Origin of the sequence: Polynucleobacter sp. HIN11 (genome assembly GCF_030297675.1) — a bacterium.
Classification (GTDB): Bacteria; Pseudomonadota; Gammaproteobacteria; order Burkholderiales; family Burkholderiaceae; genus Polynucleobacter.
Map to the genome: position 1 here is coordinate 949575 of NZ_AP028142.1, position 25841 is coordinate 975415.

General features: G+C 50.9%; 21 protein-coding genes and 1 tRNA gene. 5 read left to right on the forward strand and 17 right to left on the reverse strand.

The window, feature by feature from the left end:
* The 4 genes from QUE60_RS05030 to hrpA all read right to left on the reverse strand — a co-directional run bounded on the left by QUE60_RS05030 (position 1) and on the right by hrpA (position 6775).
* Positions 1-993 (reverse strand): sterol desaturase family protein, encoded by a 993-nt coding sequence (locus QUE60_RS05030; protein WP_458574804.1) that lies wholly within the window; start codon positions 991-993, stop codon positions 1-3.
* 19 nt (positions 994-1012) lie between these two features.
* Complete coding sequence (locus QUE60_RS05035) at positions 1013-1762, reverse strand: polysaccharide deacetylase family protein (protein ID WP_286226267.1); 750 nt, start codon at positions 1760-1762, stop codon at positions 1013-1015.
* 10 nt (positions 1763-1772) lie between these two features.
* The gene (locus tag QUE60_RS05040; protein ID WP_286227487.1) at positions 1773-2753 is read right to left on the reverse strand and encodes a YVTN family beta-propeller repeat protein; all 981 of its coding nucleotides are present in this window, start codon (positions 2751-2753) and stop codon (positions 1773-1775) included.
* A gap of 71 nt (positions 2754-2824) precedes the next feature.
* Positions 2825-6775, reverse strand: a complete 3951-nt coding sequence (gene hrpA, locus QUE60_RS05045) for an ATP-dependent RNA helicase HrpA (RefSeq protein WP_286226268.1) — start codon at positions 6773-6775, stop codon at positions 2825-2827.
* An 85-nt stretch (positions 6776-6860) separates the two neighbouring features.
* Between hrpA and argA the strand changes: the two genes are divergently transcribed.
* Together argA and QUE60_RS05055 are read left to right on the forward strand one after the other, a co-directional pair.
* The gene (gene argA, locus QUE60_RS05050) at positions 6861-8210 is read left to right on the forward strand and encodes an amino-acid N-acetyltransferase (protein WP_286224865.1); all 1350 of its coding nucleotides are present in this window, start codon (positions 6861-6863) and stop codon (positions 8208-8210) included.
* Positions 8211-8288: 78 nt separating this feature from the next.
* On the forward strand, positions 8289-8567 hold the full coding sequence (locus QUE60_RS05055; RefSeq protein WP_286223046.1) for an oxidative damage protection protein: 279 nt from the start codon (positions 8289-8291) through the stop codon (positions 8565-8567).
* Here the strand turns inward: QUE60_RS05055 and hemN are convergent.
* Entirely contained in the window at positions 8564-9994 is a 1431-nt protein-coding gene (gene hemN, locus QUE60_RS05060; RefSeq protein WP_286226269.1) for an oxygen-independent coproporphyrinogen III oxidase, read from the reverse strand. The genes QUE60_RS05055 and hemN overlap by 4 nt on opposite strands.
* Positions 9995-10150: 156 nt before the next feature.
* Between hemN and acsF the strand changes: the two genes are divergently transcribed.
* Entirely contained in the window at positions 10151-11227 is a 1077-nt protein-coding gene (gene acsF / locus QUE60_RS05065) for a magnesium-protoporphyrin IX monomethyl ester (oxidative) cyclase (RefSeq protein WP_286226270.1), read from the forward strand.
* A gap of 3 nt (positions 11228-11230) precedes the next feature.
* On the opposite strand, the gene rpiA is transcribed toward acsF, so the two are convergent.
* Positions 11231-11956, reverse strand: coding sequence for a ribose-5-phosphate isomerase RpiA (gene rpiA, locus QUE60_RS05070; RefSeq protein ID WP_286226271.1), 726 nt, complete (start codon positions 11954-11956; stop codon positions 11231-11233).
* 47 nt (positions 11957-12003) lie between these two features.
* Here rpiA and tal point away from each other — a divergent pair, with 47 nt between their 5' ends.
* Positions 12004-12948: a transaldolase gene (gene tal, locus QUE60_RS05075; RefSeq protein ID WP_286226272.1), complete on the forward strand. Its 945-nt coding sequence runs from the start codon at positions 12004-12006 to the stop codon at positions 12946-12948.
* Here tal and rlmB read toward each other — a convergent pair whose 3' ends face one another.
* Together rlmB and rnr are read right to left on the reverse strand one after the other, a co-directional pair.
* Complete coding sequence (gene rlmB / locus QUE60_RS05080) at positions 12949-13710, reverse strand: 23S rRNA (guanosine(2251)-2'-O)-methyltransferase RlmB (protein WP_286226273.1); 762 nt, start codon at positions 13708-13710, stop codon at positions 12949-12951.
* Positions 13707-16034 carry a ribonuclease R gene (gene rnr, locus QUE60_RS05085; protein WP_286226274.1) on the reverse strand — a complete coding sequence of 776 codons (2328 nt, stop codon included), beginning with the start codon at positions 16032-16034 and terminating at the stop codon, positions 13707-13709. Before rnr ends, rlmB begins: the two co-directional genes overlap by 4 nt.
* Positions 16035-16108: 74 nt before the next feature.
* Between rnr and QUE60_RS05090 the strand changes: the two genes are divergently transcribed.
* A tRNA-Leu gene (locus QUE60_RS05090) sits at positions 16109-16195 on the forward strand.
* A 31-nt stretch (positions 16196-16226) separates the two neighbouring features.
* Here the strand turns inward: QUE60_RS05090 and QUE60_RS05095 are convergent.
* The 9 genes from QUE60_RS05095 to QUE60_RS05135 all read right to left on the reverse strand — a co-directional run bounded on the left by QUE60_RS05095 (position 16227) and on the right by QUE60_RS05135 (position 25803).
* Positions 16227-17558 (reverse strand): adenylosuccinate synthase, encoded by a 1332-nt coding sequence (locus QUE60_RS05095; RefSeq protein ID WP_286226275.1) that lies wholly within the window; start codon positions 17556-17558, stop codon positions 16227-16229.
* A 53-nt stretch (positions 17559-17611) separates the two neighbouring features.
* Complete coding sequence (locus QUE60_RS05100; protein WP_286226276.1) at positions 17612-18787, reverse strand: ATP phosphoribosyltransferase regulatory subunit; 1176 nt, start codon at positions 18785-18787, stop codon at positions 17612-17614.
* Positions 18788-18798: 11 nt separating this feature from the next.
* Positions 18799-19668: a protease modulator HflC gene (gene hflC, locus QUE60_RS05105; RefSeq protein ID WP_286226277.1), complete on the reverse strand. Its 870-nt coding sequence runs from the start codon at positions 19666-19668 to the stop codon at positions 18799-18801.
* Between the two features lie 20 nt (positions 19669-19688).
* Positions 19689-21095, reverse strand: a complete 1407-nt coding sequence (hflK, locus tag QUE60_RS05110; protein WP_458574781.1) for an FtsH protease activity modulator HflK — start codon at positions 21093-21095, stop codon at positions 19689-19691.
* Complete coding sequence (hflX, locus tag QUE60_RS05115) at positions 21052-22308, reverse strand: GTPase HflX (RefSeq protein ID WP_286224872.1); 1257 nt, start codon at positions 22306-22308, stop codon at positions 21052-21054. Before hflX ends, hflK begins: the two co-directional genes overlap by 44 nt.
* Positions 22286-22534 (reverse strand): RNA chaperone Hfq, encoded by a 249-nt coding sequence (hfq, locus tag QUE60_RS05120; protein ID WP_108508513.1) that lies wholly within the window; start codon positions 22532-22534, stop codon positions 22286-22288. Before hfq ends, hflX begins: the two co-directional genes overlap by 23 nt.
* A gap of 114 nt (positions 22535-22648) precedes the next feature.
* The gene (der, locus tag QUE60_RS05125) at positions 22649-24007 is read right to left on the reverse strand and encodes a ribosome biogenesis GTPase Der (protein WP_286224873.1); all 1359 of its coding nucleotides are present in this window, start codon (positions 24005-24007) and stop codon (positions 22649-22651) included.
* A gap of 12 nt (positions 24008-24019) precedes the next feature.
* Entirely contained in the window at positions 24020-25150 is a 1131-nt protein-coding gene (bamB, locus tag QUE60_RS05130; protein WP_286226278.1) for an outer membrane protein assembly factor BamB, read from the reverse strand.
* Positions 25150-25803 carry a YfgM family protein gene (locus QUE60_RS05135; RefSeq protein ID WP_286226279.1) on the reverse strand — a complete coding sequence of 218 codons (654 nt, stop codon included), beginning with the start codon at positions 25801-25803 and terminating at the stop codon, positions 25150-25152. Before QUE60_RS05135 ends, bamB begins: the two co-directional genes overlap by 1 nt.
* Positions 25804-25841: the final 38 nt, after the last annotated feature.

The window sequence follows — 25841 nt, forward strand, 5'->3', positions numbered from 1 at the left end:
TTAGCTGATCGATTTGGATTTGGTCTCTGTTGACCGGGGTAGATTCAACAGGTATCGCAAGGAGTGTGTGAAGCCCTGCCATTGCTGCACCAAAAGATTATTTGATACTTCAAGATTACGAACACCCGTTGGAAAAACGCGCTTCTCAAACACCGCAGTACCAAACAACATATCCCACCACGGAAATAACACCCCAAAATTACAACCTCCCAATACGCCAGGCTTACCCGGCGCATCATGGCCATAACCGACCGCGTGGTGATAGCGATGAAACATGGGTGATACCAATAGATACTTTGCGGGGCCAAGATCAATCTTCAGATTGGCATGTTGCCAGCTTTGCACCAACTGTCCGACCACTACCAAAAAGATAAATTGCCCAGGCGGTACACCAAAGATCAGGGCAAAGAAAGCAAAGACCATGGCACGCATCACATCATCGATGATGTGATTGCGATCATCGGACCATGCGGTCATGCGTGTTTGGCTATGGTGTAAGGCGTGTAACTGCCACCACCAATGAAAGCGATGCGAAGCGCGGTGATACCAATAATCAATGAAATCGAGAATGATCAGATAGATCAGAAAACTAACGATGGGGATGGTGGTTACACCGGGGATCCAGCCCTCGACATTAAAACGCTCAAAGCGCCAATCGTGCAAGACACCCGAGAGGTAGAAAAACAGGCTTGAGAACAAGATAAAGAATGCCCCATGGAATAAACCAAGGCGGTGAATCAGGGTATAGAGAATATCCGTCCGCACATACGGTCTTGCATTGTTCTGAGATTCAGCAGGGTTGATACGCTCCCAGGTCCGAAACACAATGGCGATGATCAGAATCTGAATCACGCCCAACATAAACCATTCGGTACCGTCAAACAGATCTTCCGCCCATGCCATCGCACCGGCTCGGAACAAAATAGGTTCGACCATCTGCGTATACAACCAGGTATGCAAATCGGCGTAAGCGTCTTGAATCGATTGAATCAGGCTCATGCCCCTATTATCGTCAATTCGGGATTAAGGCGAAGCAGAAGCCGCGTTTCTTCCAGTTCTCAATGAGCGGCTCCAGAACCGCAGGCGCCCATGGATCCTCTCGCGACCAAATGCCCAAATGGGCAATGGCAATGTCGCCATTCTTGAGACCCCGACTGGCCTGCTCTAGTAACTTTGCATTCGGAAAACGCTTAGAGTCCAACTCATCACCCAGAAAGCCGCTGGGGGACCAACCAATGTGGCGATAGCCACACCGCTCACCCATGGCAATTAGTCGAGGTGAGGTCTTACCGCCCGGCGCACGCCAGATCAGATCAATCGGCTTACCTGTAAGCTCCTGAAAACGGGTGCTCACTCTGGAAATTTCTTGGCAAAGTTGCGCTTGATCAAAACGAATCGCTTTGCCAGCATTTTTGCCAAACTGGGGTCTTAACATCACATCACTCTCACCAACATCTTGGACCCAATAGCTGTGATCGTAGGTGTGGCTACCAAAGCGATGACCCTCTTGAAGTCTGGCTTGCCAATAGCCCTTCCATGAATCATCCAACGAATAGCCGCCCTGTTTGGTTTTCTCATTGGCTAAGAAGAAAGTGGCTTTAATGTTCTGTTGCTTGAGTACTTTGGCAATGTACTCGGCAACCGCCATATTGCCAGTATCAAACGTGAGGTAAGCCGTATTTTTACAAGCACTGGATTGTGCAGACACGACTTGGCTCAAGAGAATGCATGCGATGATGAGTGGATACCGAATCATGCGCATGCGAGACACCCTACTCCCACTTAGCGCGGGGATAGAAAAAGACACCGTGTGGAGAGCGCCCCACCGGAATCACATCAATCAGCTTCATCGAGGGCACATCGATCACACCCACTCGTTTTGAGAAGCGCAGGGTGACCCATAAGGTTTTACCATCAGGCGTCAACTCCATATCGTCAGGCCCTGCTGGAAGTCCTGTGATATCACCGATCTTCTCAAGCGTTTGCATATTCAAAAGGCTAATCGAGTTCGCTACACGATTGGTGACAAACACATGCTTCTTGTCACCCATTGGCCGAAAGTTATGCGCTCCGTTGCCTGTCTTGATACGTTTAATCTCTTTTTGGTTGCGCCAATCAATCACCTGCACATAATCTGCCCCAGTAATGCCGACTAATAAGTACTGATCATTGGGCGTCATCCACAAGCCGGCAGGAACCGGTCCGGTGCGCATCCGCCAGACGATCACCTGCTTATCCAAATCAATCGCCACTACCTCAGCCGAATCTTGCAAGGTCACAAATGCCAGTTTGCTATCGGCAGTAAACGCGATGTGACTAGGGGTCTTGGCTGCAGGAATTGATTTAGCCAACTTAAAGTCGGCACCATTGGCAGCGTAGACATCAACACGGTCTAAACGATTGGCAGCGGCCACAAACCATTTATTGTTAGGCGAATAGCCAATCTGATAAGGATCGATAATTTTGGGGATCCGTCCAGTAATCTCACCGGTTAATGGATTCAGCAAGGCAATGTCATCGCCCACCGCATTGGCGACCAAGAGAGTTTTCTCATCCGGGGTCATCATCAAATGATGCGGCTCTTTGCCAACATAAAAGGTTTTGGTCACCTTGCGGGTTTGCATATCGATGAGGCTCACGGTTGCCTCGCCGGAGTTCAGCACAATTGCGAGTTTGGGTTCGGCTGGGGCAGCAAGCGGAGCCGAAATCCAAAGAAATGAGGCCACTGCGATGGTTAAAAGGGATTGAATCATTTGCATAGCGTGATTGTAAGGCCCTACTTGCCGCATCCAAAGTGACCAAAGGCCTAAGAACTCTGGGCTTATTAGCGCAGACTGGCTAAGACCTTTTCGAGGCGCTTGACCGACATTGGCATAGGGGTCTTGAGTTCTTGGGCAAATAAGGCAACCCGTAACTCCTCAAGCTGCCACCGGAACTCACGCAAGCGCGCATCGTGCTCATCATTCATTCCAGCCATGCTTTTACTCTCTTGCATCATCCTCTGCCAAGGCCTTGCAACAGACTCCCAATCGCGCTGGTTTTGAGCGTCGCGGCTAGCATTACTACGCAGTTTTTCAATCCTTAGCCCAATGGCCTTCAGGTAGCGTGGTATGTGCACCAAATGCTCATAAGGTATTTGCTTCACAAACTGCGCATGAATCAATCCCTGCAATTGCGAGCGCATGTCTTCATAGGCGCTACTTGATAAGGCTTTGGCAGCAATTAATTTCTTATGCAACTCGGCATACTCTTGCAGGCTGGTTAACACGTGTTTCGCGATCTCACCAGCAATGAGCATGAGGCGGGGTTTGCCTTGTTTTAGTGATTCTTCAAACTGCGCTTTGTTGGTGGGATATTGGTTTTGCAACATGGCACGCTCAATCGCCATCATGCCAATGTTCTCAATGAGCTCCTCGACTGATCCTAATTGAATAAAGAGTAAACCGATGTCACGCGCATGCGGTAATTGTTTATGCAAAGCCTTGGTATGCTCTTTTAAGACCAGGCTATATAGTCGGCATAAACCCTGGCGGTGGATTCGTTTCGCCTCCGCTGGGTCATCAAATACTTCCAGTTCTACCGCTGTCTTACGATCTACTAATGCCGGATAGCCCTGGATGGTTTGGTTTCCACGTGTCATGGTGACGGTCTGCGCTAGCTCACCAAAATCCCAAGCCTGATAACTACCCTTCTGAATGGGTAATGCCTGTGCTTGATCCGTTTGTACCGTTCTTATATTGGCATCAGCAAGGCTCTGGAAGGCGTCACGCGCTATCGCACCATACTCGCTACGTAAGCGATTTAAGTTACGCTCTAACTCTAGCTGTCGACCATGCTCATCGATTAAACGGAAGTTCATGAAACAATGGACCGGCAAGGTCTCGGGTCGAAAGTCGGTACGCTTGACCTCAATTGGATTCTGGTCACGGATATAGCGCATCAGCCGATCAATTAAATCCCCCTTCCCAAAACTGTTGCTGTCTAAGTGTTCTTGAACAAATTGTTTAGCACTCTCTGGCAATGGGATGCAATGACGACGAATCTTTTGTGGCAAGGACTTCAGAAGTAGCTGGACTTTCTCAACACAGAGGCCTGGCACGAGCCACTCCGCTTGAATCGCATCGACCTGATTCAGAACGGTGATGGGTACGATCAAGGTAATGCCATCTTTGGGACTACCCGGTTCAAAGTGATAGCTAGTTTGCAAGCTCACACCATTCATGACGATTGTTTTGGGGTAGCGGTCAGCGCTAATACCTGCAGCTTCGTGGCGCATCAGGTCTGATTTCTGGAGACGCAGACTCTGGTCTTTTTGTTCCAGTTTGGCACGATCCTCCTCAAGCCAGGCTTGGAGACCGCTGCGACTATAGACCGTTTCTGGAATTCGTTCGCGATAGAACGCACACAGCAACTCATCGTCCACTAATACATCAGGGCGGCGTGAGCGATGTTCTAGCGCCTCCACTTCCCGAATCATTTGACGGTTGTGCCAAAAGAAGGCAAATAATTTACCGTAACGACGTTTTGCTTCCGCTTGGGTCTCACGCTCCAAAGCTGGGGTGTCGACCTTACCAAACATCTCCCCTTCGACTAAGGCTTTCTGAATAAACAAGGCGTGCGCCTCCCTTGCATCGTGCGGCGCATAAGCTACTCGTCGACCATGGTAGACGGGTAAGCCATACAGTGTGGCTCGCTCAAAGGCTAAGACCTCGCCGCGTTCCTTATCCCAAAAGGGATCGCTCAATGATTTCACTAGACGATGTTTGGCAACTCGCTCAATCCATTGAGGCTCGATCTTGGCCAAGGTTCTCGCGTATAAGCGAGTGGTCTCTTGAATCTCACCCGCCACAAACCATGCGCCCACTTTTTTACCCAGGCTCGATCCGGGCCAAATGAATAAACGAATACCCCGAGCCCCGAGATAGTCACCGGCTTTATTGCCCCGTTGATCACTTGCATCTTCGTCGCGCTTGCCAATATAGCCAAGAAGCCCAGTAAGAAGAGCTGTATGGATTTGCTCATAGGTTGCTGGGGTTTGATTCTCTTTCCAACCCTTCTCCGCCAGCAAGACATGCAATTGCCCATGCACATCGCGCCATTCTCGAAGACGCCTAGGTGAGAGAAAGAGGCTGCGGCATTGATTCTCCAGCTGGCGATTACTTTGCTTGTGTTTCAGAGCCTCTTGATACCAGTTCCACAGTTTCACAAACGATAGGAACTCAGAACGCTCATCAGCAAATTGCAAATGGGCTTGATCAGCTGTACTGGCAAACTCCAGCGGCCGCTCCCGCGGATCTTGACAGGCCATGGCTGCAGCAATGATGGTGAGTTCTTTGAGTGCCTGCTGCTCACGCGCAGCGAGCAAGATCCGCCCGATACGAGGATCTAAGGGTAGCTCAGCGAGAGCCTTGCCAATCGCGCTGAGTTGAACACGGTGTTGACCCTGTACATCTGGCTCGGCTGCGTTCTCAATCGCACCTAACTCTTCTAAGAGCTGCATGCCGTCGACAATCGCTCGACCCAAAGGTTTATCAATGAATGGAAATTGAGCAATATTGGGTAGGCGCAACGCGGCCATTCGTAGGATCACGGCGGCGAGTGAGCTGCGCAAGATCTCTGGGTCGGTATACGCGGCGCGCGCTTGGTAATCCACTTCACTATAGAGGCGAATGCAGATACCGTCGGCTACACGGCCACAACGACCCGCACGTTGGTTCGCTGCAGCCTGAGAGATCGGCTCCACTTGAAGCTGTTCAACCTTATTCCGATACGAGTAACGCTTGACGCGCGCTAATCCTGAGTCAATCACATACCGAATGTTCGGCACGGTCAAGGAGGTCTCGGCCACATTGGTTGCCAACACAATCCGGCGGCCATTGCCGCTTTGGAATACGCGCTCTTGCTCACTCACTGCCTGCCGTGCGAATAGGCTCAGGATCTCTGGATGAAAACGCTGTTGTAAAAATGGGTCTTTGCGTAAGGCTTCAGCACACTCCCGAATCTCCCGCTCACCCGGCAAAAACACCAGGACATCGCCAGCCCCTGCGGCACCCTCACGCCACACATCACCAATTGCTTTGCAAACCGCTTCGGGGATCTCAAGAGCCTCCTTTTGACCATCAACTTGCAATGGTGCATAACGTTGCTCCACAGGAAAGAGTCGACCACTCACCTCAATCACCGGAGCGGCTTGACCATGGATTGCAAAGTGGTTGGCAAACCGTTGGGCATCGATCGTCGCTGAGGTAATGATGAGCTTGAGATCGGGTCGCTTGGCGATCAGTTGCTTAAGATACCCAAGTAAGAAATCAATATTGAGACTGCGCTCATGGGCCTCATCAATGATGATGGTGTCGTACTTTTTAAGGAGAGGATCAGCCTGGGTCTCCGCCAACAAAATCCCGTCGGTCATTAATTTGATCGATGCTTGGCTACTGGTGTGATCGGCAAAGCGCACCTGATAGCCCACGTCTTCACCCAAAGGTGTACCCAGTTCTTGGGCAATTCGTTTGGCGGTACTTGTGGCGGCAATACGACGCGGCTGCGTATGACCGATTAGTCCACCCTGATGGATTTTGCCTCGGCCCAAAGCTAGGCATATTTTGGGGAGCTGGGTGGTTTTGCCTGAACCCGTTTCTCCGCACACAATGATCACAGGGCTTGCCAGTAAGGCTTTGGCGATCACCTCGCGCTGCGAGGAGACCGGCAAACTCTCTGGGAAGGTGATGGGCTTATCCCGCAATGGATGCCAAACGATCGCACTCGACTCGCTCATGGTCTAGCCCTAAGCGTGGTTTGTAGGGATTGGCATCCATGATTTATTTGGTGTCTAAGCGCTTGCACCCTATAATTTTCGCATTATGTCCGCGCTTCCATCCTCCTCCCATTCCGCTCACTTTCCCTTCGTTGGCTGGCTACGCGAGGTAGCGCCCTATATCCACGCCTTTCGTGAGAAAACCTTTGTCATTGCCTTTGCCGGTGAGCTAGCCCAGGACTTCGATCAACTCGAGAACCTAATTGAGGACATTGCCATGTTGCATGCCATGGGTATGCGCATCGTCCTGGTTCATGGCATTCGCCCCCAAATCGATGAGCAGCTCTCCTTGCGTAAGATCAAGAGCAAGTTTGGTAAGGGCCACATGAGCAGTTATCGGATTACCGATGCTCCCGCTCTTGAGTGTGTCAAAGAGGCGGCTGGTGAACTGCGTCTGGATATTGAAGCTGCGTTTAGTCGCGGTTTACCCAATACCCCCATGGCGGGCTCCCGCATCTCGGTGATCTCGGGCAACTTTATTACGGCCATGCCGATTGGTGTGGTTGATGGGATCGATTACCTTCTTACTGGGCTTGTCCGTAAAGTCGACTCAGAATCGATTCGGATGTCCCTCAATAGCGGTAAGTTAGTATTACTCTCACCACTTGGATTCTCACCTACTGGTCAGGCATTTAACTTGTCGTTTGAAGATGTGGCTGCCGCTACTGCTGCAGCTCTGAAAGCCGATAAGCTCATGTTCTTAACCCCATTCCCCGGGTTGCAAGATGAGGAAGGTCATCTGGTTACTGAGCTCTCGATTGCCCAACTACAGCACTATCTCCAGCTCTACCCTGATCTACCTAGCAATATGCGCAACTTCTTAAACACGGCCATGCGCGCGGTGCGCTCTGGTGTGAGCCGTGCGCATTTCTTACCCTGCGATCGGGATGGTGTTTTACTCGAAGAATTGTTCACACACGATGGCGTGGGCATGATGCTGGCCGCCTCCGATATCGAGAACCTCCGTGAAGCAACGCAAGATGATGTGGGTGGTATTTTGCAACTCACACTGCCACTCGAAGCAGAGGGCATTTTGGCTGCGCGTGGTCAGGACGTGATCGAGCGCGATATCGCCAGGTTCTCGGTCATCGAGCACGATAAGGTCTTATTTGGTTGCGCCGCCCTCTTTCCGTTTCCCAATGGTGTGGGAGAGCTTGCTTGCCTGGTGGTTGACCCCAACTCCCAGGGTTCGGGTGATGGTGAGCGGCTATTAAAACGCATTGAAGCACGTGCCAAGCAAGAAGGCATTAACAAATTATTTGTTTTGACAACTCGTACGGAGCACTGGTTCCTCAAGCGCGGCTTTGTCCGCGCTACCGTTGACGATCTTCCAGAAGAGCGTAAGCAGATCTACAACTGGGATCGCAAATCCATGGTGCTCACCAAGAAGATTTAATCCCCCGCATTTAGAGGTGCAATGCCGACTCAGGTGTGAGTGCCTATAATCAAAGGAATTAGTTCAATCGAGGTTGATATGGCACGAATGGTTCAATGCATTAAGCTTAATAAAGAAGCTGAGGGCTTAGATTTTGCTCCCCTACCTGGCGATCTTGGTAAAAAGATCTGGAATCAGGTATCTAAAGAGGCTTGGGCTGGATGGCTAAAGCACCAGACCATGCTCATTAATGAGAACCGCCTCAATATGGCCGATCCCCGAGCCCGCCAATACCTTCTCAAGCAGGTCGAGAAGTATTTCTTTGAAGGTGGCGCCGATATGGCTAGCGGCTACGTGCCGCCAGCAAACGGTTCTTAAAGTACTTTGGAGTACTTCGCCTGCGAGCGCGACTCTCGTAGGTGACGATCAAATACCATGGCAACGCGTCGGGCCAACAGACGGCCCCGCATCGGCACTCTTAAGTACCCATCCTGATTCTCGATTAAACCGGTGCCTTCTAGATTTGCGAGCTCGGCAAGCTCCACTGCAAAGTAATCCGCAAAGTCGATTGCATGTTTTTTGGCAAAGGCCTTCGTGTCCAGCTCAAACTGGCACATTAACTCGCCAATGAGATCGCGACGGATCCGATCATCATCGTTCAGGGTAATGCCTCTTAAGGTTGGTAACACACCATGATCCAGTTGCGCATAGTACTCAGGAAGGGTTTTGTGATTCTGGGTATAGGTACCGGCTACTTTGCCGATTGATGACACCCCAAGGGCAATCAGATCACACTCAGCTTGGGTGGAGTAGCCCTGAAAATTACGGTGCAATCGCCCTTCGCGCTGGGCAATTGCAAGCTCATCACTCGGCTTAGCAAAGTGGTCCATCCCGATGAATACATATCCCGCATTTTGGAGCTGAGAAATGGTATTGGCCAGAATTGCTAATTTCTCATTAGCGCTCGGTAATTCAGTTTCCAAAATCCGCCGTTGGGGCTTAAATGCATGCGGCAGATGGGCGTAGTTATAGACAGAGATCCGATCAGGTTGCATGGCCAAAACCGCTGCAACTGTTTTCTCAAAAGTACTCCGGCTTTGTTTCGGAAGACCATAGATCAAATCAATGCTGCGCGATTTAAATCCATACAGATGCGACCAATCCAATACCGCCTGGGTCTCTTCCACGCTTTGAATCCGATGAATAGCCGCTTGGACCGTGGGATCAATATCTTGCACACCCAGACTAATGCGGTTAAATCCCAAGGCAGCCAATAAGGCGATATCCGCCTCCTTCACACGTCGTGGATCAATCTCAATCGAATACTCGCCATCGGGCAAGAGCTCAAAATGATCATGAATGAAGCCCATCAGTTCGCGCGTTTCCTGATGCGACAAAAAAGTAGGTGTCCCACCACCCCAATGCATCTGACTGACGCTGAGCTTGCGTCCCCCAAGAGCCGCTAAGACCAAATCCATTTCTTTCGCGAGGTACTCAATGTATCGCTGGCTTTTGGAGTGATCCTTCGTAATGATCTTGTTGCACGCGCAGTAATAGCAAATATTGGGGCAAAACGGGATATGAAAGTAAAGCGATACCGGGTCGGTTTTTGTTGCAAGCGCTTTCAGAGCGTGATCGTAATTGCTAGCAGTATAGCCCTCATGAAATCGATCAGCACTGGGATAGGAGGTGTAGCGAGGTCCATTCACATCAAACCGCTTGAGCAGTTCTGGCTCAAAGAGGATCTCCTGCTCATGTTGAGCTAAACAAGCGCTTGGCGGTATGGTATCAAGTACAAAACTCATTGCTTCATTCCTTGGTCGCATTATGCGGTGCGAATCCATAAAAGTTGACACTTTTTTTGAGAGACCGCCTGTGTTTTTGATCTAGATCAAAAGCCTCACTTCTGAGGAAATTAACATCCCTATATCAACCCATAAATCTCACATAGAGAAAGCCTCATGACCACCATCACCGAAATAAATACTCTTGAAGATGCCGCTCGTAAAGCAGTCTCAAGCACCATGATTAGTCCCCGCTTTTACACCACCGATCATGACTATATGAACCAAATTAATATCGAGCCGGTACGTGCCGAGTGGGACATCATGATGAAAGAGTATGAGGGTGATAACAACCAGGATCACTTTATTCGGGATGCCGATTTTGCTAAAGAAGTGGACGAGTTATTGCCCAAACTCGACCCAGAATTACGCAAGGAGTTTTTGGACTTCTTGGTCACCTCACTGACCTCTGAGTTCTCGGGCTGTGTGCTCTATAACGAGATCCGAGGAAAAATCACCAATCCAGATATCAAGCAGCTGATGACGTATATGGCCCGTGATGAATCGCGTCATGCTGGTTTTATTAATTCCTCCCTGAGAGACTTTGGGCTAGGAGTTAATCTAGGTGATCTCAAGCGTGATAAGCCTTATACCTATTTCAAGCCAAAGTTCATTTTGTATGCCACTTACCTCTCAGAGAAGATTGGCTATGCAAGGTACATCACCATCTTTCGGCAGTTAGAGAAAAACCCCGATAAACGCTTTCATCCAATCTTTCGCTGGTTTCAGCGCTGGTGCAATGATGAGTTTCGGCATGGCGAATCCTTTGCACTGATCATGCGCGCCAATCCAAGCCTATTGCAAGGAGGCAATATCTATTGGATCCGTTTTTTCTTGTTATCGGTCTATGCCACGATGTATGTCCGTGATCACACCCGCCCTGCTTTAAAGATGGCGATGAGCCTAGATCCAACCCAATACGATTACGAGGTATTTCGGATTACATCTGAGATCTCAAAACAAGTGTTTCCCATTACTCTCGATACCGATCATCCAAAATTCCGACAAGAAATGGATTATTTGCATCGTGTAGCAGATCGGTTTTATGAGGCAAAGGCCAAAGGCGGAATCACTGGACTCATCCAACAAGGTTGGTACGCCAGTCTAGGCTTTCTGAGCTTTGCGCGCCTGTACTTCATCCCAGTCAAGCACCACAAGTTACCTAAAGAGATTCGCTTGGCACCAATTTGGTAGTTACTAGGTAAACCGAATTCTCTCCACCTGATCGGCTTTGCCAAGCAAAAGGACATTGGCCTTGCGTTTGGCAAAGAGTCCTACGCTGATCACGCCTGGGATCAGATTGATTGATTCTTCAAGAGCGATTGGGTCTTCAATGGATAAGCCATGGATATCTAAGATCCAAGCCTTGTTATCGGTGAGATACGGTTGACCTTCGGCTTTACCGGATTTGATCAGTCTTATTTGAGCTTGCCCACCAAGTGGGGCAAGGGCTTTGGTAACCGCCGTTTGTGCAAGGGGAATAATCTCTACCGGGAGGGGAAAGTGGCCAAGTTGCTGCACGAGTTTAGTCTCATCGCAGATGCAGATAAAGTCTTGGGCCATGCTAGCAATAATCTTCTCGCGGGTTAGAGCGCCACCACCACCTTTGATCATATGACCCTGCGGATTAATTTCATCAGCACCATCCACATAAATTGGCATGGGGTAGGATTGCTTTGCAATCGCATCAGGTAATTGGTTGGCGTCGACCACATGAAAGCCCAATTTAAGCAAACGCTCAGTGCTTGCTAGTGAACTTGAGATCACTCCCGCAAAATGATCGCGGTACGGTGCAAGTAGATCAATAAACCAGTTAGCGGTTGAGCCAGTCCCGATCCCCAAATACTGACCCTTGGGCATAGCCCCAATGACATAGTCTTTGGCAGCTTGGGCAACGCGTTTTTTGAGGTCGTCTTGGTTCATAAACGCAATGATACAGAAGGATATTCGCTATCATATGCCATTACCTTATGGACACATTAGCCCAACTCAAACGCTATACCACCGTGGTTGCTGATACTGGCGACTTTGAGCGCATGCGCGCCTTTGCTCCGCAAGATGCAACCACTAATCCATCGCTCATTCTCAAGGCGGTCTTGCTGCCAGAGTATCAAGCCTTGGTTGCATCGGTGCAGCGTGATCATCCCAACGCCTCCCCTGCCCAATTAATTGATCGGATCTTGGTGGCGTTTGGGGTGGAGATACTGCGCATTGTGCCGGGTCGGGTCTCAACCGAAGTCGATGCACGTCTGTCATTTGATACCGCTGCCACCATTGCGAAGGCCAAAGAGATCATGGCGCTCTACGCGGCAATGGGCATCCCCCGCGAGCGGGTTTTAATCAAACTTGCTAGCACCTGGGAGAGCATTATGGCGGCTCGTGAGCTTGAGCAAGAAGGTATTCATTGCAATATGACTCTGCTTTTTTCGGTGGTGCAAGCAGTTGCGTGTGCGGATGCTGGGGCAAGATTGATTTCCCCATTTGTGGGACGCATTAGTGATTGGTATAAGAAGTTGTTGGGCGATCAATGGTCTCTCGAGCAGTTCGGGGGCGCCAACGACCCCGGGGTGCAATCGGTGCGCAGCATCTATACCTATTACAAACACTTTGAGATTGAAACCGAGATCATGGGGGCAAGCTTTCGAAATACCAGTCAGATCTTAGAGCTTGCGGGTTGCGATCTACTGACCATTAGCCCCGAACTCTTAGCTGAATTGCAAGCCAGTACCGAACCAGTGAGCCCAAAATTACTAGTTAGCGATGCTAAATTAGCCAATGTGGAGCGCTTGAACTTGGATCAAGCACGGTTTCAGACCCTCTTAACTGAAAACACCATGGCCTTCGAGAAACTCCAAGAAGGTATTCAGGCCTTTTGTGCCGATATTGAGAAACTCGAGGCCTTGCTAATTCGTTGATCACCTCTTCGGTGATTTAGCTTGTGCGCGTTGGCGGCGCGCCTCATACAGTGTCACACCAGTAGCCACGGAGACGTTCAAACTCTCGACCGCCCCTTGCATCGGAATATGCACCAATTGATCGCAAGTCTCGCGGGTTAAGCGCCGCATACCCTCACCTTCTGCACCCATGACGATCGCAGTGGGCCCCTTAAGATCAACATCGTAAATCGATTCCTGGGCCTCATCATCAGTACCAATGATCCAAATTCCAAGCTCTTGCATCTCGCGCATGGTTCTTGCAAGATTGGTCACCGTAATAATTGGGATTACCTCGGCAGCGCCACTGGCGACCTTACTCACGGTGGCATTGATACTGGCCGAGCGATCTTTAGGAACGATCACGCCATGCACTCCTGCACCGTCGGCTGCACGCAGGCAGGCACCTAAGTTATGAGGATCGGTAATGCCATCGAGCACTAAGAGTAAGGGTGGATCACTTTTAGCATCTAAGCTATCTAATAGTTCTGGCAAGGTTCTTGCTACAGAGATGCCCTCTGCCATCGCCACAATCCCCTGATGACGATCATGGCCAGCAAGATTATGTAAGCGCTCGGCATTAGCGGTGTACAAACGCTTCCCTAAAATGGGTTCTGCTTGCTTAATGAAGTCCGCCATCCGACGATCGCGTCTAGCAGGATCGTAGTACACCGACTGAATACTCTGGGGATCAACCCGCAAACGCGTCTGCACCGCATGAAATCCCAAGAGCAACTGCTTCATTTGCGTTTGCCTTTATGACTTTTACGACCGGTTCCCTGACCCATCGATGGCTGACGTGCAGTCTTACCCGTTTTTGCCTTTGATTTCTTACTCGCGGTTGTGGTTTCGCGCTTAGGCGCTTTCTCGGCAGGACGGGTTTTCTTGTGGGCCGCTTTCTTAGAGGGGCGACCTGAGTCATTGGCCAAGACCGCTGATTTAAATCGTGCGCCATCGCGCTCATTGCTGCCATTGGCTTTCACGAGGCTGAACTCAATCTTGCGGGCATCGAGATCCACTCGACTTACTAAGACATGCAAGCGATCACCAATTCGATACCGAATCCCAGTACGCTCCCCCCTTAACTCCTGGCGGGCCTCATCGTATTGGTAATAATCACCGCCTAATTCTGTAACGTGGACCATGCCTTCCACAAATAAACTCTCGAGCTGCACAAAGAGACCAAAGTTCGCCACCCCGGTAATCGTGCCGGCGTACTCCTGCCCCAAATGGTCGCGCATGTAATAGCACTTCAGCCAGGCCTCGACATCGCGTGAGGCCTCATCGGCTCGACGCTCATTGGCAGAGCAATGCACCCCAAACTGGGCCCAGACGGCTAGTGCTGCACCCTCTTTGGATCCCTTGGTATTCGCTGCGTGCTTACTCTTTGCCTTAGTATCCTGCTGTGACTGCTTCACAGCAGCGGCATTGGCGCGACCTTGCCCCTTACGAGGCATGGTGAGGTTCATGGGTACATCTTCTGGCAAATGCGGATGATAGGCTTTCTTACTCAAGATTGCTTTGATCGAGCGGTGCACCAGGAGATCGGGGTAGCGCCGGATGGGGCTTGTGAAGTGAGCGTACGCAGGGTATGACAGACCAAAGTGGCCCTCGTTCTCTGGTTGGTAAATGGCTTGTTGCATCGACCGCAAAATCAACATCTGCAGGGTGCTAGCATCGGGCCGGCCCTTGATCTCTTTCATGAGCTTGGCAAAATCTTTCGGGTGGGGCTTCTCGCTTCCGGTTAGATGTAAGCCAGTGGTTCGCAACACCTGCTTGAGGGTCTGCACTTTCTCGACCGAGGGTTCGCCGTGCACTCGAAAGAGACTGAGATGCTCATGCTTTTGCAGAAAATTAGCAGCACAGACGTTCGCGGTCAACATACACTCTTCAATCAAGCGATGGGCGTCATTACGCAATCGGGGCTCAATGCGCAAGATCTTGCCGAGCTCATTACTAATGATCTGGGTCTCAACGGTCTCAAAATCAATCGCGCCTCGCTTCTCACGGGCGGCAAATAGTATTTTGTAGAGTTGGTAGAGGTGATTTAGTTGATCATTAAACTGGGCAAAGCGTACTGCTTCGGGTCCACGAGTATTACTTAATATCTCCCAGACGGTATCGTAGGTGAAGCGTTGCGCAGAGTGCATCACGCCTTGGTAAAACTGATACGCCAGAATCTCACCCTTTTGATCTACCACCGCATCACAAACCATGCACAGGCGGTCGACTTCGGGATTAAGGGAGCAAAGGCCATTCGAGATTTTCTCGGGCAGCATCGGAATCACTCTGCGAGGGAAATACACCGAGGTGGCCCGCAGCAAGGCATCCTTATCAAGTGGATGACCGGGCTTCACATAATGGGCAACGTCAGCAATCGCCACAATTAAACGCCAGGCTTTGGTTTGGCCATACTGCACTGGCTCGCAATAGACCGCATCATCGAAGTCTCTGGCATCGGCGCCATCAATCGTAATCAGTGGGATATCGCGTAGATCAACTCGGCCCTTGAGATCCTCCTGAGTGACTTCATTCGGTAATGCTTCAGCTTCTTTTAGGGCAGCAGGTGAGAACGTATGGGGCACACCATACTTACGAACCGCAATCTCGATCTCCATACCGGGGTCATCAATCTCACCCAGGACCTCAACAACTCGGCCAACAGCCTGGCGATAACTATCGGGATAATCAATAATCTCAACACTCACCACCTGGCCCAATTTGGCCATGCCTTGCCCGCGCGGTGGAATGAGGATGTCGTGACCGATACGCTTATCCTCAGGCGCCACAATCAGAACACCGTTCTCATTAAGTAGACGTCCAATGACCAAGCGATTGGCATGCACCAGCACTTCCACAATTTGACCCTCAGGTCGGCCGCGCCGGTCGGTACCCAATACTCGAATCGAGACCCGGTCACCATGCATGACCCGAGCCATCTCACGCTCGGCTAGGAAGATATCCTCACCGCCGTCATCGGGCACCACAAAGCCAAAGCCATCGCGGTGACCCTGAACCGTGCCCATGCGATCGCTATCGCGGGTAATGGGTTGATCCGATTTACGCATGAACGGCTTTCGCAATTAAGGTCATTAGAGTGATTTGACCACAATGTGATGACTGCAACCTATAATGCAAATATGCCCAAATGGCGAAATTGGTAGACGCACCAGCTTCAGGTGCTGGCGATCGAAAGGTTGTGGAGGTTCGAGTCCTCTTTTGGGCACCAAAATGCAAGAGGATTAAATACCAATCCTCATTTAATCTTCAAACGGATGCTGCAAGAGGATGGTCTCATCCCGCTCTGGTCCGGTAGAGACCATCGCAATCGGTTTGCCACAGATCTCTTGCACGCGTTTGAGATAGTCTTGAGCGGTCTTGGGTAACTTGTTCCAATCTGTAATCCCAACGGTACTCTCAGTCCAGCCCTTAAAGTCTTCGTAGATGGGTTCACAACGCGCGACCGCTTCAGCACCTCGTGGCAAAACATCCGAGGTCTTGCCATCCAGCTTGTAGCCTACGCACAGACGAATGGTCTCAATACCATCGAGCACGTCAAGCTTCGTGATGCACAAGCCAGAGAGACCATTAATTTGGATGGAGCGTTTTAGTGCCGCGGCATCAAGCCAACCCGTACGCCGTGGTCGTCCGGTCACTGATCCAAACTCTTTACCAACTTCAGCCAAGCGAATACCTACCGGATCTTGCTTATTGGGGTTCTCATGGTCATACAGCTCACTGGGGAATGGTCCTGCGCCCACCCGGGTGCAATAGGCCTTGGTGATTCCTAAGATGTAATGCAATGAACCGGGTCCCACACCAGAGCCAGCAGCCGCATTACCAGCAACGCAATTACTCGAGGTCACAAAGGGATAAGTACCGTGGTCAATATCAAGTAAGGTGCCCTGTGCACCTTCAAAGAGAAGGTTCTGACCCGCTTGCTCAGCCGCATAGAGTGCGCTTGAGACATCCACCACCATGGGTTTAATGCGCTCCGCATAGGACATGGCTTCATCAAGCACACGATTAAAGTCTAGAGCATCCACTTTGTAATACTGAGTTAATGCGAAGTTGTGATAATCCAAGTTCTCGCGCAACTTAGAGGCAAATTGTTCGGGATAAAAGAAGTCTTGTACCCGGAGTGCTCGTCTAGCTACTTTATCTTCATACGCAGGACCAATTCCACGCCCGGTCGTACCAATCTTATCGCTGCCACGTTTTTTCTCACGCGCATGATCAATCGCCACGTGGTACGGAAGAATGAGCGTGGCTGCTTCGGAGATCTTTAAGCGTCCTTGTACATTAAGACCTGCGCTTTCAAGTTCGCCAATCTCTTTAAATAGAGCCTCCGGTGAGAGCACTACACCATTGCCGATATAGCAAATGACTTGAGGATGCATGATCCCTGAAGGAATCAGGCGTAAGATGGTTTTCTTGCCACCAATAATGAGTGTGTGTCCGGCGTTATGTCCACCCTGAAAGCGTACGACGGCTTGTGCGTGATCGGTGAGCCAATCAACCACCTTGCCCTTCCCCTCATCGCCCCACTGCGTGCCAATCACGACAACATTACGACCCCGAGACTTACTCATATCCATTCCACTTCATTTTTTATTGATTTAGCCTAATTGTAGTGATCAAGCCACTAGGCACGTGATTTTAGTTCCCAGCCAGTGCCCTGCTTAACGAGCTCGCGTTGGCACTCAAACTCCTCAGAATGTGCGTCATCCCCTTTGTGAACCTGGATCACCACCTCACCCTCGGCGCGTAACTCTGCAATGCGACGGTTTAAAGCAGGGTCGTCCGACCATGGCGCCAGAATAGCCTGGCGCTTGATGGAAATCGTCGATAGGTCGGCCAGCGTGAGCAGGTCAAGAGAGAACCCCGTAGCCGGACGTGAGCGACCAAAGGCTTGACCCACATGGTCATAGCGCCCACCTCGCGCAATCGGCTGAGGTAAACCATCGACATAGGCCGCAAACATCACACCGCTGTGGTACTGATAGCCACGCAAGTCCGCCAGATCAAGTGAGAGCTCGAGTTGATCGGATAAGCGACTGATCGCCTCAATCAAACGCTCTAGGTCTTTGAGAGATTGCTCAATCAGAGACTGACTGGGCAAGGCCAAGGGGCCAGAACGGGCATTGGCCAAGACCTCGGCACATGCTCCATTGAGTTGCAATAATGCCAATAAAGGCTTGCTAATCGAGGGAGCAAACTGGCTCACCCATTGAGCGAGACTCGGCCGGTCTTTCGTTTGTAATAAGGTGTAGAGGGTCTCGGTATCAGCATGACTCAATACTAAATTCCCCAAGATTCCTTTGAGAACGCCGGCATGTGAGAGATCCAAATAGATCTTGCCAATGCCAGCTTGGCTAAGTGTTTTCAGAAGGAGTTGGATTGCCTCGAGATCAGCTTCCCATCCGGAATGCCCATAAATCTCGGCACCCAATTGCAACTCTTCACGCGAGGTCGAGCCTGGTGGTGTGCGCACCCGCGCCACCGACCCTGCGTAGCACAGACGGGTTACGCCTTCGCGATTGAGAAGGTGCGCATCAATGCGCGCTACTTGAGGTGTGATGTCGGCACGCAAGCCTAAGGTGCGGCCCGAGAGCTGATCAACTAGCTTGAAGGTCTGCAAATTAAGATCAGATCCCGTCCCAGTTAAGAGCGAATCCAAGAACTCCAATAACGGCGGACTAACGAGCTCATAGCCATAGGATTGATACAGATCGAGCGAGCGGCGCCGCAACTCCTCGATCTTACGAGCCCGGGCTGGCAATACATCAGCAATATCCTCGGGCAATAACCAACGGTTCATGGTGAACTCGATTAGTTCTTCTTCTGCATGAACCGGAAGAAGTCGTTACTCGGCTCGATCACCATCACGTCTTTCTTATCCTTGAACGAATTGCGATACGCCTCAAGGCTGCGATAGAACTGAGCAAACTGCGGGTCACGGTTAAATGCATCTGCGTATAAAGCGGTGGCACGCGCATCGCCTGCTCCCTTAATGCGCTGGGCATCACGATAGGCCTCTGCCAAGATCACATCGCGCTGACGCTCCGCATTCGCCCGAATCTTATCGGACTCTGCCGCACCAGTGGATCGCAACTCATTCGCAACGCGCTTACGCTCGGCTTCCATTCGGCGATAAACCGAATCGCTAATCTCGGCCAGGAGGTCAATCCGCTTGAGACGAACGTCGACGATCTCAATACCAATGGCTTTGGCATCGTCCTCCACTTTTTTCTGGATGCCCTGCATCACCTGATCACGCTGCTCAGAAATAATCTCGCGGATGGTGCGTTTAGTGAACTCTTCGTTCAATGCCGACCGAATGAGCTGATTCATACGATCCGTTGCTAAACGCTCATCGCCACGGAAACTCACGAAGAACTTAAGCGGGTCGATAATGCGCCATTTCACATACGAATCCACCAAGAGGTTTTTCTTCTCAGCAGTAATGAAGCGCTCAGCATCGGGATTATCAATCGTCATGATGCGACGATCAAAAAAGATGACGTTTTGGAATGGCGCAGGAAGTTTGAACTGCAGACCTGGCTCTTCAATTACTCGTACGATCTGACCGAAGGCAAACACCACCGCAAACTTGCGTTGATCCACTACAAAGATGCAAGAACTAATCAAATAAAACGCAACGATTAGACCCAGAATAAGACCAAGGAGACGATTAGGCATGATAACTTTTTCCTCGATTCTTAACGTTCACGACTACGCAAGCCCTCACGACGCTCTGGAGCGCGCTCTGCGGGCGAAGGGGATGCATTGGGGGCAGGAGCGGAGATGGCATTCGGTGATACAACACCAGGCAGCGTGGCGCCCTGCACTTGGGCAGCTTGCTGTGCCTCGGTGGTTACCTGATTAATGATTTTGTCGAGCGGTAGATACAACAAGCTATTGCTCTTGGTGGTATCCACCAAGACCTTCGAGACGTTGTTATAGATTTCCTTCATGGTGTCGATGTACATCCGATCGCGGGTCACCTGTGGAGCCTTCGCGTACTCACTGTAAATTTGTTTAAAGCGCAAGGCATCACCTTCAGCCATCGCCGAGACTCTGGCTCGATAACCCTCAGCCTCTTGAATCAGACGAGCTGCAGTACCTTTGGCGCGCGGCAGGATGTCATTCGCATAGGCCTCACCCTCGCTCTTGAGACGCTCTCGGTCTTGGCTGGCTTTCACTGCATCATCAAACGCGGCCTGAACTTGCTCAGGCGGTTGTACGTTTTGCACGGTTACGCTGGTCACAAAGATACCGGTTTTGTAACTATCCAAAATAGTTTGGATAGCCAGCGCCAGATCAATCGCAATCTTCTCACGACCTTCATACAGAACCGTATCCATCTTGCTACGTCCCACAATCTCACGCACCGCGGTCTCAGCGGCTTGAACTACGGCCATGTCTGGATCGCGATTATTAAAGAGGTACTCCATCGGATCTTTTAAGCGGTACTGAACTGCAAAACGCACATCAATGATGTTCTCGTCTTCGGTCAACATCGAGGAGTCTTTTTGATTGGTACCCTTAATCATGACCGAGCGACCGATCTCAACCGAACGAACGGCTGATAAGTTCACGGTCTCGGTTGATTGAATTGGCCAGGGCATCCGCCAGTTAATACCGGGGCGCGCGGTGTAATCATACTTACCAAAGGTGAGAACGACGCCCGCCTGACCTTCCTGAATCATGAAGAAGCCACTAAAGAGCCATACTAGGGTCACAATCACCAAGGCGCCCAAACTAGCCGTCTTAGGATTAAAGCCTTCAACATTAAATTGCGGTGGCTTACGACCACCACCACTTGGGGGCTGACCACCGCCCGATGGGCGCTTCTTACCGCCAAAGAGATTATTCAACTTGTCATTAAAGTCACGCCAGAGGTCATCTAAATCAGGTGGCCCACTATTAGGACGGCGATTACCTTGAGACTGCCCGATTGGATCATTGGGCTGAGCCTGATCACCACCTTCTTTGGGGTCTTTATCCCCTTTGGGTGCTTGGTAATTATTTCCCCAGCCAGGATCATTGACGGAGAAAAACCCTTTAAAGTAGTCACCTACTTTATGGAGTGTTTGGCGAATAGTTTCGGGTCGAATGGAAATCAAAATCAGCGGTTTCTGGTCTATCGGTTAAGGGTTGGAGCAGATCGCCATGCGCCTTGCGATGTTGGACGTCAGCGTGCTCAACCTTTAGTTTATCAGTCCTGTGCGCAAACTCGCATAGACACTCACGCAGGAGGTCTAAACCCATACCGGCTTGAGCGGATATAAAGACCCTATAGGGCACTCCATGGATATCACGCTCAATCTGGGGACCCTTCGTAAAGGTCTGTGGCATCAAATCAATTTTGTTCATGACCTCTAAGCGGGGAATACCATCCGCCCCAATTTCCTTGAGAACTGCCTCGACTTGGGCCTGCTGTTCCTTCGCAACGGGGCTGCAGGCGTCGATCACATGCAAGATCAAATCCGCATGCACTGTTTCGTCGAGCGTGGCCCGAAAGGCTTCCACCAATTGATGGGGTAACTCACGAATAAATCCCACAGTATCAGAAAGGACAATTTGTCGCCCCTCTTCCAAGTGAACCCGTCGAGAGGTGGTATCCAAGGTTGCAAAGAGTTGGTCAGCAGCATACGTGCCGGCTTTCGTGAGCGCATTAAATAAAGTGGACTTACCGGCATTGGTATACCCCACTAGAGACACCGAGAACACCTCATTGCGAGCGCGTGCCCGACGTTGAGTGCGCTGCTGACGTTGCAACTTTGCAAGCTCGGCTTCTAAGCGTTTTGCTTTAGTGGCGAGCATGCGGCGATCCAACTCCATCTGGGTCTCACCCGGGCCACCACGCAGACCAATACCACCCTTTTGACGTTCCAAGTGACTCCAAGCGCGCACTAGCCTTGACATGCGATAGCGCACATTGGCCAACTCCACCTGAGTCTTACCCAAATGACTCTTCGCGCGTTGGGCAAAAATATCCAGAATCAACCCCGTGCGATCGATCACATGTTTACCGAGATGCCGCTCAAGATTACGTTGCTGGGTTGGGGAAATCGCGTGATTGACGATCGCGAGTTCAGCATCGTGCTCCTTCATGGCCCGCAGCAATTCATTGGCCTTACCGGAACGGATGAATAAGGATGGATCCACACTGCCGCGGCGACCAATCACCGAGGCACTTGGAATGGAGCCCGCACTCTCTGCCAAGAGTGCAAGCTCAGCCATGCTTTCTGGGAAATCGTCTTTGCCGGTATCAATCCCAACCAATACCGCGCGGACCTCCTCGACTCCGGTGTTATGCAGCTGGAGCGTCCTCATCGTCTGCCCTAAAGCTCACAGCTCGGGCGGGTACCACGGTCGATATCGCATGCTTGTAGACCATTTGCGTGACAGTATTGCGCAACAGAATCACGTATTGATCAAATGACTCAACGTTACCTTGCAACTTAATTCCGTTTACCAAGTAGATGGATACCGGAATATGCTCTTTACGCAAGGCATTGAGAAAAGGGTCCTGCAGCAACTGGACTTGTTTGGTATTCATACTGCTCCTTAATCGTTATTTAAGTTAGGGAGTCTTGCTTTTGTATACAACACTGATGTTTTCTATAAGGATATTAACCCTAATTAATGGATTTCTGTATTTGTGTGACAAATCCTACTTACGGCGTGGTTTTTCATCCTTGACATAAGGGTTTGCCGCAGTCCGAAACTCAATCCGCAAGGGGGTGCCGCGCAGCTCAAAGATCTCCCGAAAGCGCCCTTCGAGATAGCGTTTGTAGCTATCGGTAATCCCATGCAGTGCACTCCCATGAATAATCACGATTGGGGGGTTCATACCACCCTGATGGGCATAGCGAAGTTTGGGTCGACCCTTGGCCACCCGCTTGGGCTGCTGGTGTGCTACTGCATCGATCATGGCGCGGGTCAGTTTGGGCGTGGAGAGTTTCGCCATCGCAGCTTGATAGGCCTTATCCACATCCTTAAACAGCTCTTTGATCCCAAATCCTTTTTTAGCTGAGATGGGATGCACATTGGCAAAGTCTAGAAAGCGAAGCTTTTGGGCAATCTCAACCCGAGCACGTTCTTTCACGTAGGCATCAATGCCATCCCATTTATTCACAGCTACTACTAATGCGCGCCCTGCTTCCACAATATAGCCAGCAATGTGTGCGTCTTGCTCCGAGATATCCTGTTGGGCATCGAGCATCAAGATCACCACATTGGCATCGTTAATTGCTTGCAGAGTTTTGACCACCGAGAACTTTTCGATCGCTTCAAACACCTTGCCACGCCGGCGCAGCCCTGCCGTATCAATTAAGACATAGGATTTGCCATTGCGCTCAAACTCGACTTCAATGGCATCGCGCGTGGTGCCGGGTAGATCAAAAGCAATCACCCGATCTTCGCCAAGCAAAGTATTAATGAAGGTGGACTTGCCGACATTGGGTCGACCGACCACCGCAATCTTCATGGGTCGCGTGCCATCGGCAACGGCAGCATCATCGGGCTCAGGTTCGGGGATCTGCAGCTGATCAAGAGCCTCTTCAATTAAAGCCCGCACTCCATCGCCGTGCGCAGAGGAAATGGGCTCGGGTTGACCAAGACCCAGTTCATGAAAATCAGCGGTGACCACGCTAGCTGACATACCCTCGGTCTTATTCACTGCCAAGATCACCGGGCGTCCGGTCTTGCGCAAGAAATCCGCAATCACGCGATCCTGCGGTGCAAGTCCGAGTCGGCCATCGACTAAAAAGATCACCAGATCCGATTCAGCGACCGCTTGCTTGGTTTGCTTGGCCATCTGGGCCATGATGCCGGTCTTGGCAACGGGCTCAAAGCCGCCCGTATCAATGCAAATAAATTCACGATCCCCCACTCGACCGTTGCCATAGTGGCGATCGCGCGTGAGTCCAGGAAAATCCGCCACCAAGGCATCACGGGATTTGGTTAAGCGATTGAATAAGGTGGATTTGCCGACATTGGGTCGGCCCACGATGGCAATAACGGGTTTCATGAGTAATGGGTCTTAACGCGGGCGATACGCCGCAATCTTGCCACCTTGAGAAGCAATGATGATCACGCCCCCGGCTGCAATCGGTGCTGCTGTGACCGGTGAGCTGTCGTGACGAATACGCGAGACCATCTGACCACTATTTTGATTCAGAAGATGCACATAGCCTTGTTTATCACCCATCATCACCACGCGTCCAATCGCCAGTGGCTCACCAACATCACGCCAGGTTAACTGGGTGTTCTCCCAAACTTGCACACCATCGCTTGCACGGTAGGCATACACATGGGATTTTTCATTGGCAGCAAACACAAACTCGGTACTTTGGGTGGTACCGGTATAGCTTGAGAAGTCCTTCGACCACACTAAATTACCGCTACGCAGTTCTGCGCAACCGATCTTGCCCTGATACGAGACTACGCAAAGACGCCCTTCTTCTAAGCTGGGTCGACTGGTAACATCATTTAAGCGCTCAATCTCAGAGAAGCCCTTGGGGAAGGAGACGGCCGATTCCCAGATGAGACCGCCGTTGGAGAGCGCAAGTGCTCCAAAGCGACCGCCCCCAAATCCAGTCACCACTGCATCATTACCCACCAGGAGCATGCCGTAGCCGACACGCAACGACAAAGGAGTCTGTTGTCGCTGATAGATCCAACGCCGCTTACCCGTCGTTGCATCCAGACCAATAAAGCGATGGTCCAGGGTACGTATCACTACCACCCCCGCCCCCACAATCGGATCGGAGAGCACCTCGCTACCAATCGGGGTCTTCCAAATATTTTTGCCCGACTCATCGTAACCGTAGGCATTGCCTTCCGCGCTCACCACAACCGTGGTCTTACCATCCGATCCCGGACCAATCGAGAGTTTCTCAGGAACACTAACTTCCCACACCACGCGTCCATTCTGAATATTTAATTTACTAAGGGTGCCACGCGCAGATGCCGCAAATACATGATCGCCAGCAACCACGGGGCGGAAGTTCGCGGGTATCGAACTGCCTACATTGGTTGACCAAACCTCAGCAAGCTCGACTTGATTACTAACATTGACGAGCTCAGCGGGTTTGCGAACTTTAGACGAGCCAGAACAAGCAATCAATGCAAGTGAAAGTGATGCAATGAGTCCCCAGCGCAAAACTTGCACTACATACCCCCTACGGCATCAATCTTCACTTTCAACAAACCACGTGCGTCCTCTGGAAAGGCTTTATCACTTTGCATCGCCTTCATCGCCTTGAGGTACTCGGTGCGGGCCTCCGGAATCTTCTTTTGCACCAAATACCAATCGCCACGGCGCTCAATCCATAAAGGCTCAAATCCTTTGACGGCTTTTTCTTTGAGGAGTTGATCGGCCTCTTTCAGGCTGGCTTCCGTTCCTTGATCAATCAGAAGTCCTAAGAGACGCAATTGGGCCAGCGCCCGAAACGAATCATCACTCGCTTTATTGGCGGTCCACTTCAAATACGCTTGTGCTTTCGCAGCGTCATTGCTATCCATCGCAATCTTGGCAGCCACGAGGTTGCCCATGGCAGCATAGGTGGTACCGCCGTATTTCTTTTGCAGATCATCGGCGGCGAGATAGGTTTTATCTTTCTCGTTCTTCGTGACTGCATTAATCAGGGTCTCGTACAACTTACCCGCATCGGCTGCTTGGCTGCGCTGATACCAGCCCCAAAGATTGAAAGCGGCATAGGCGAGCAATGCCACGGTAATAACACCGATGATGTAATTGCCATAGCGGGCCCAAAACGATTTGAGGTTCGCTAGGTTCTCTTGTTCTTCGAGGTCAAGTGCCATTCCAATACTGCTTTCTTCAATTGTTCAAACGCTTATTT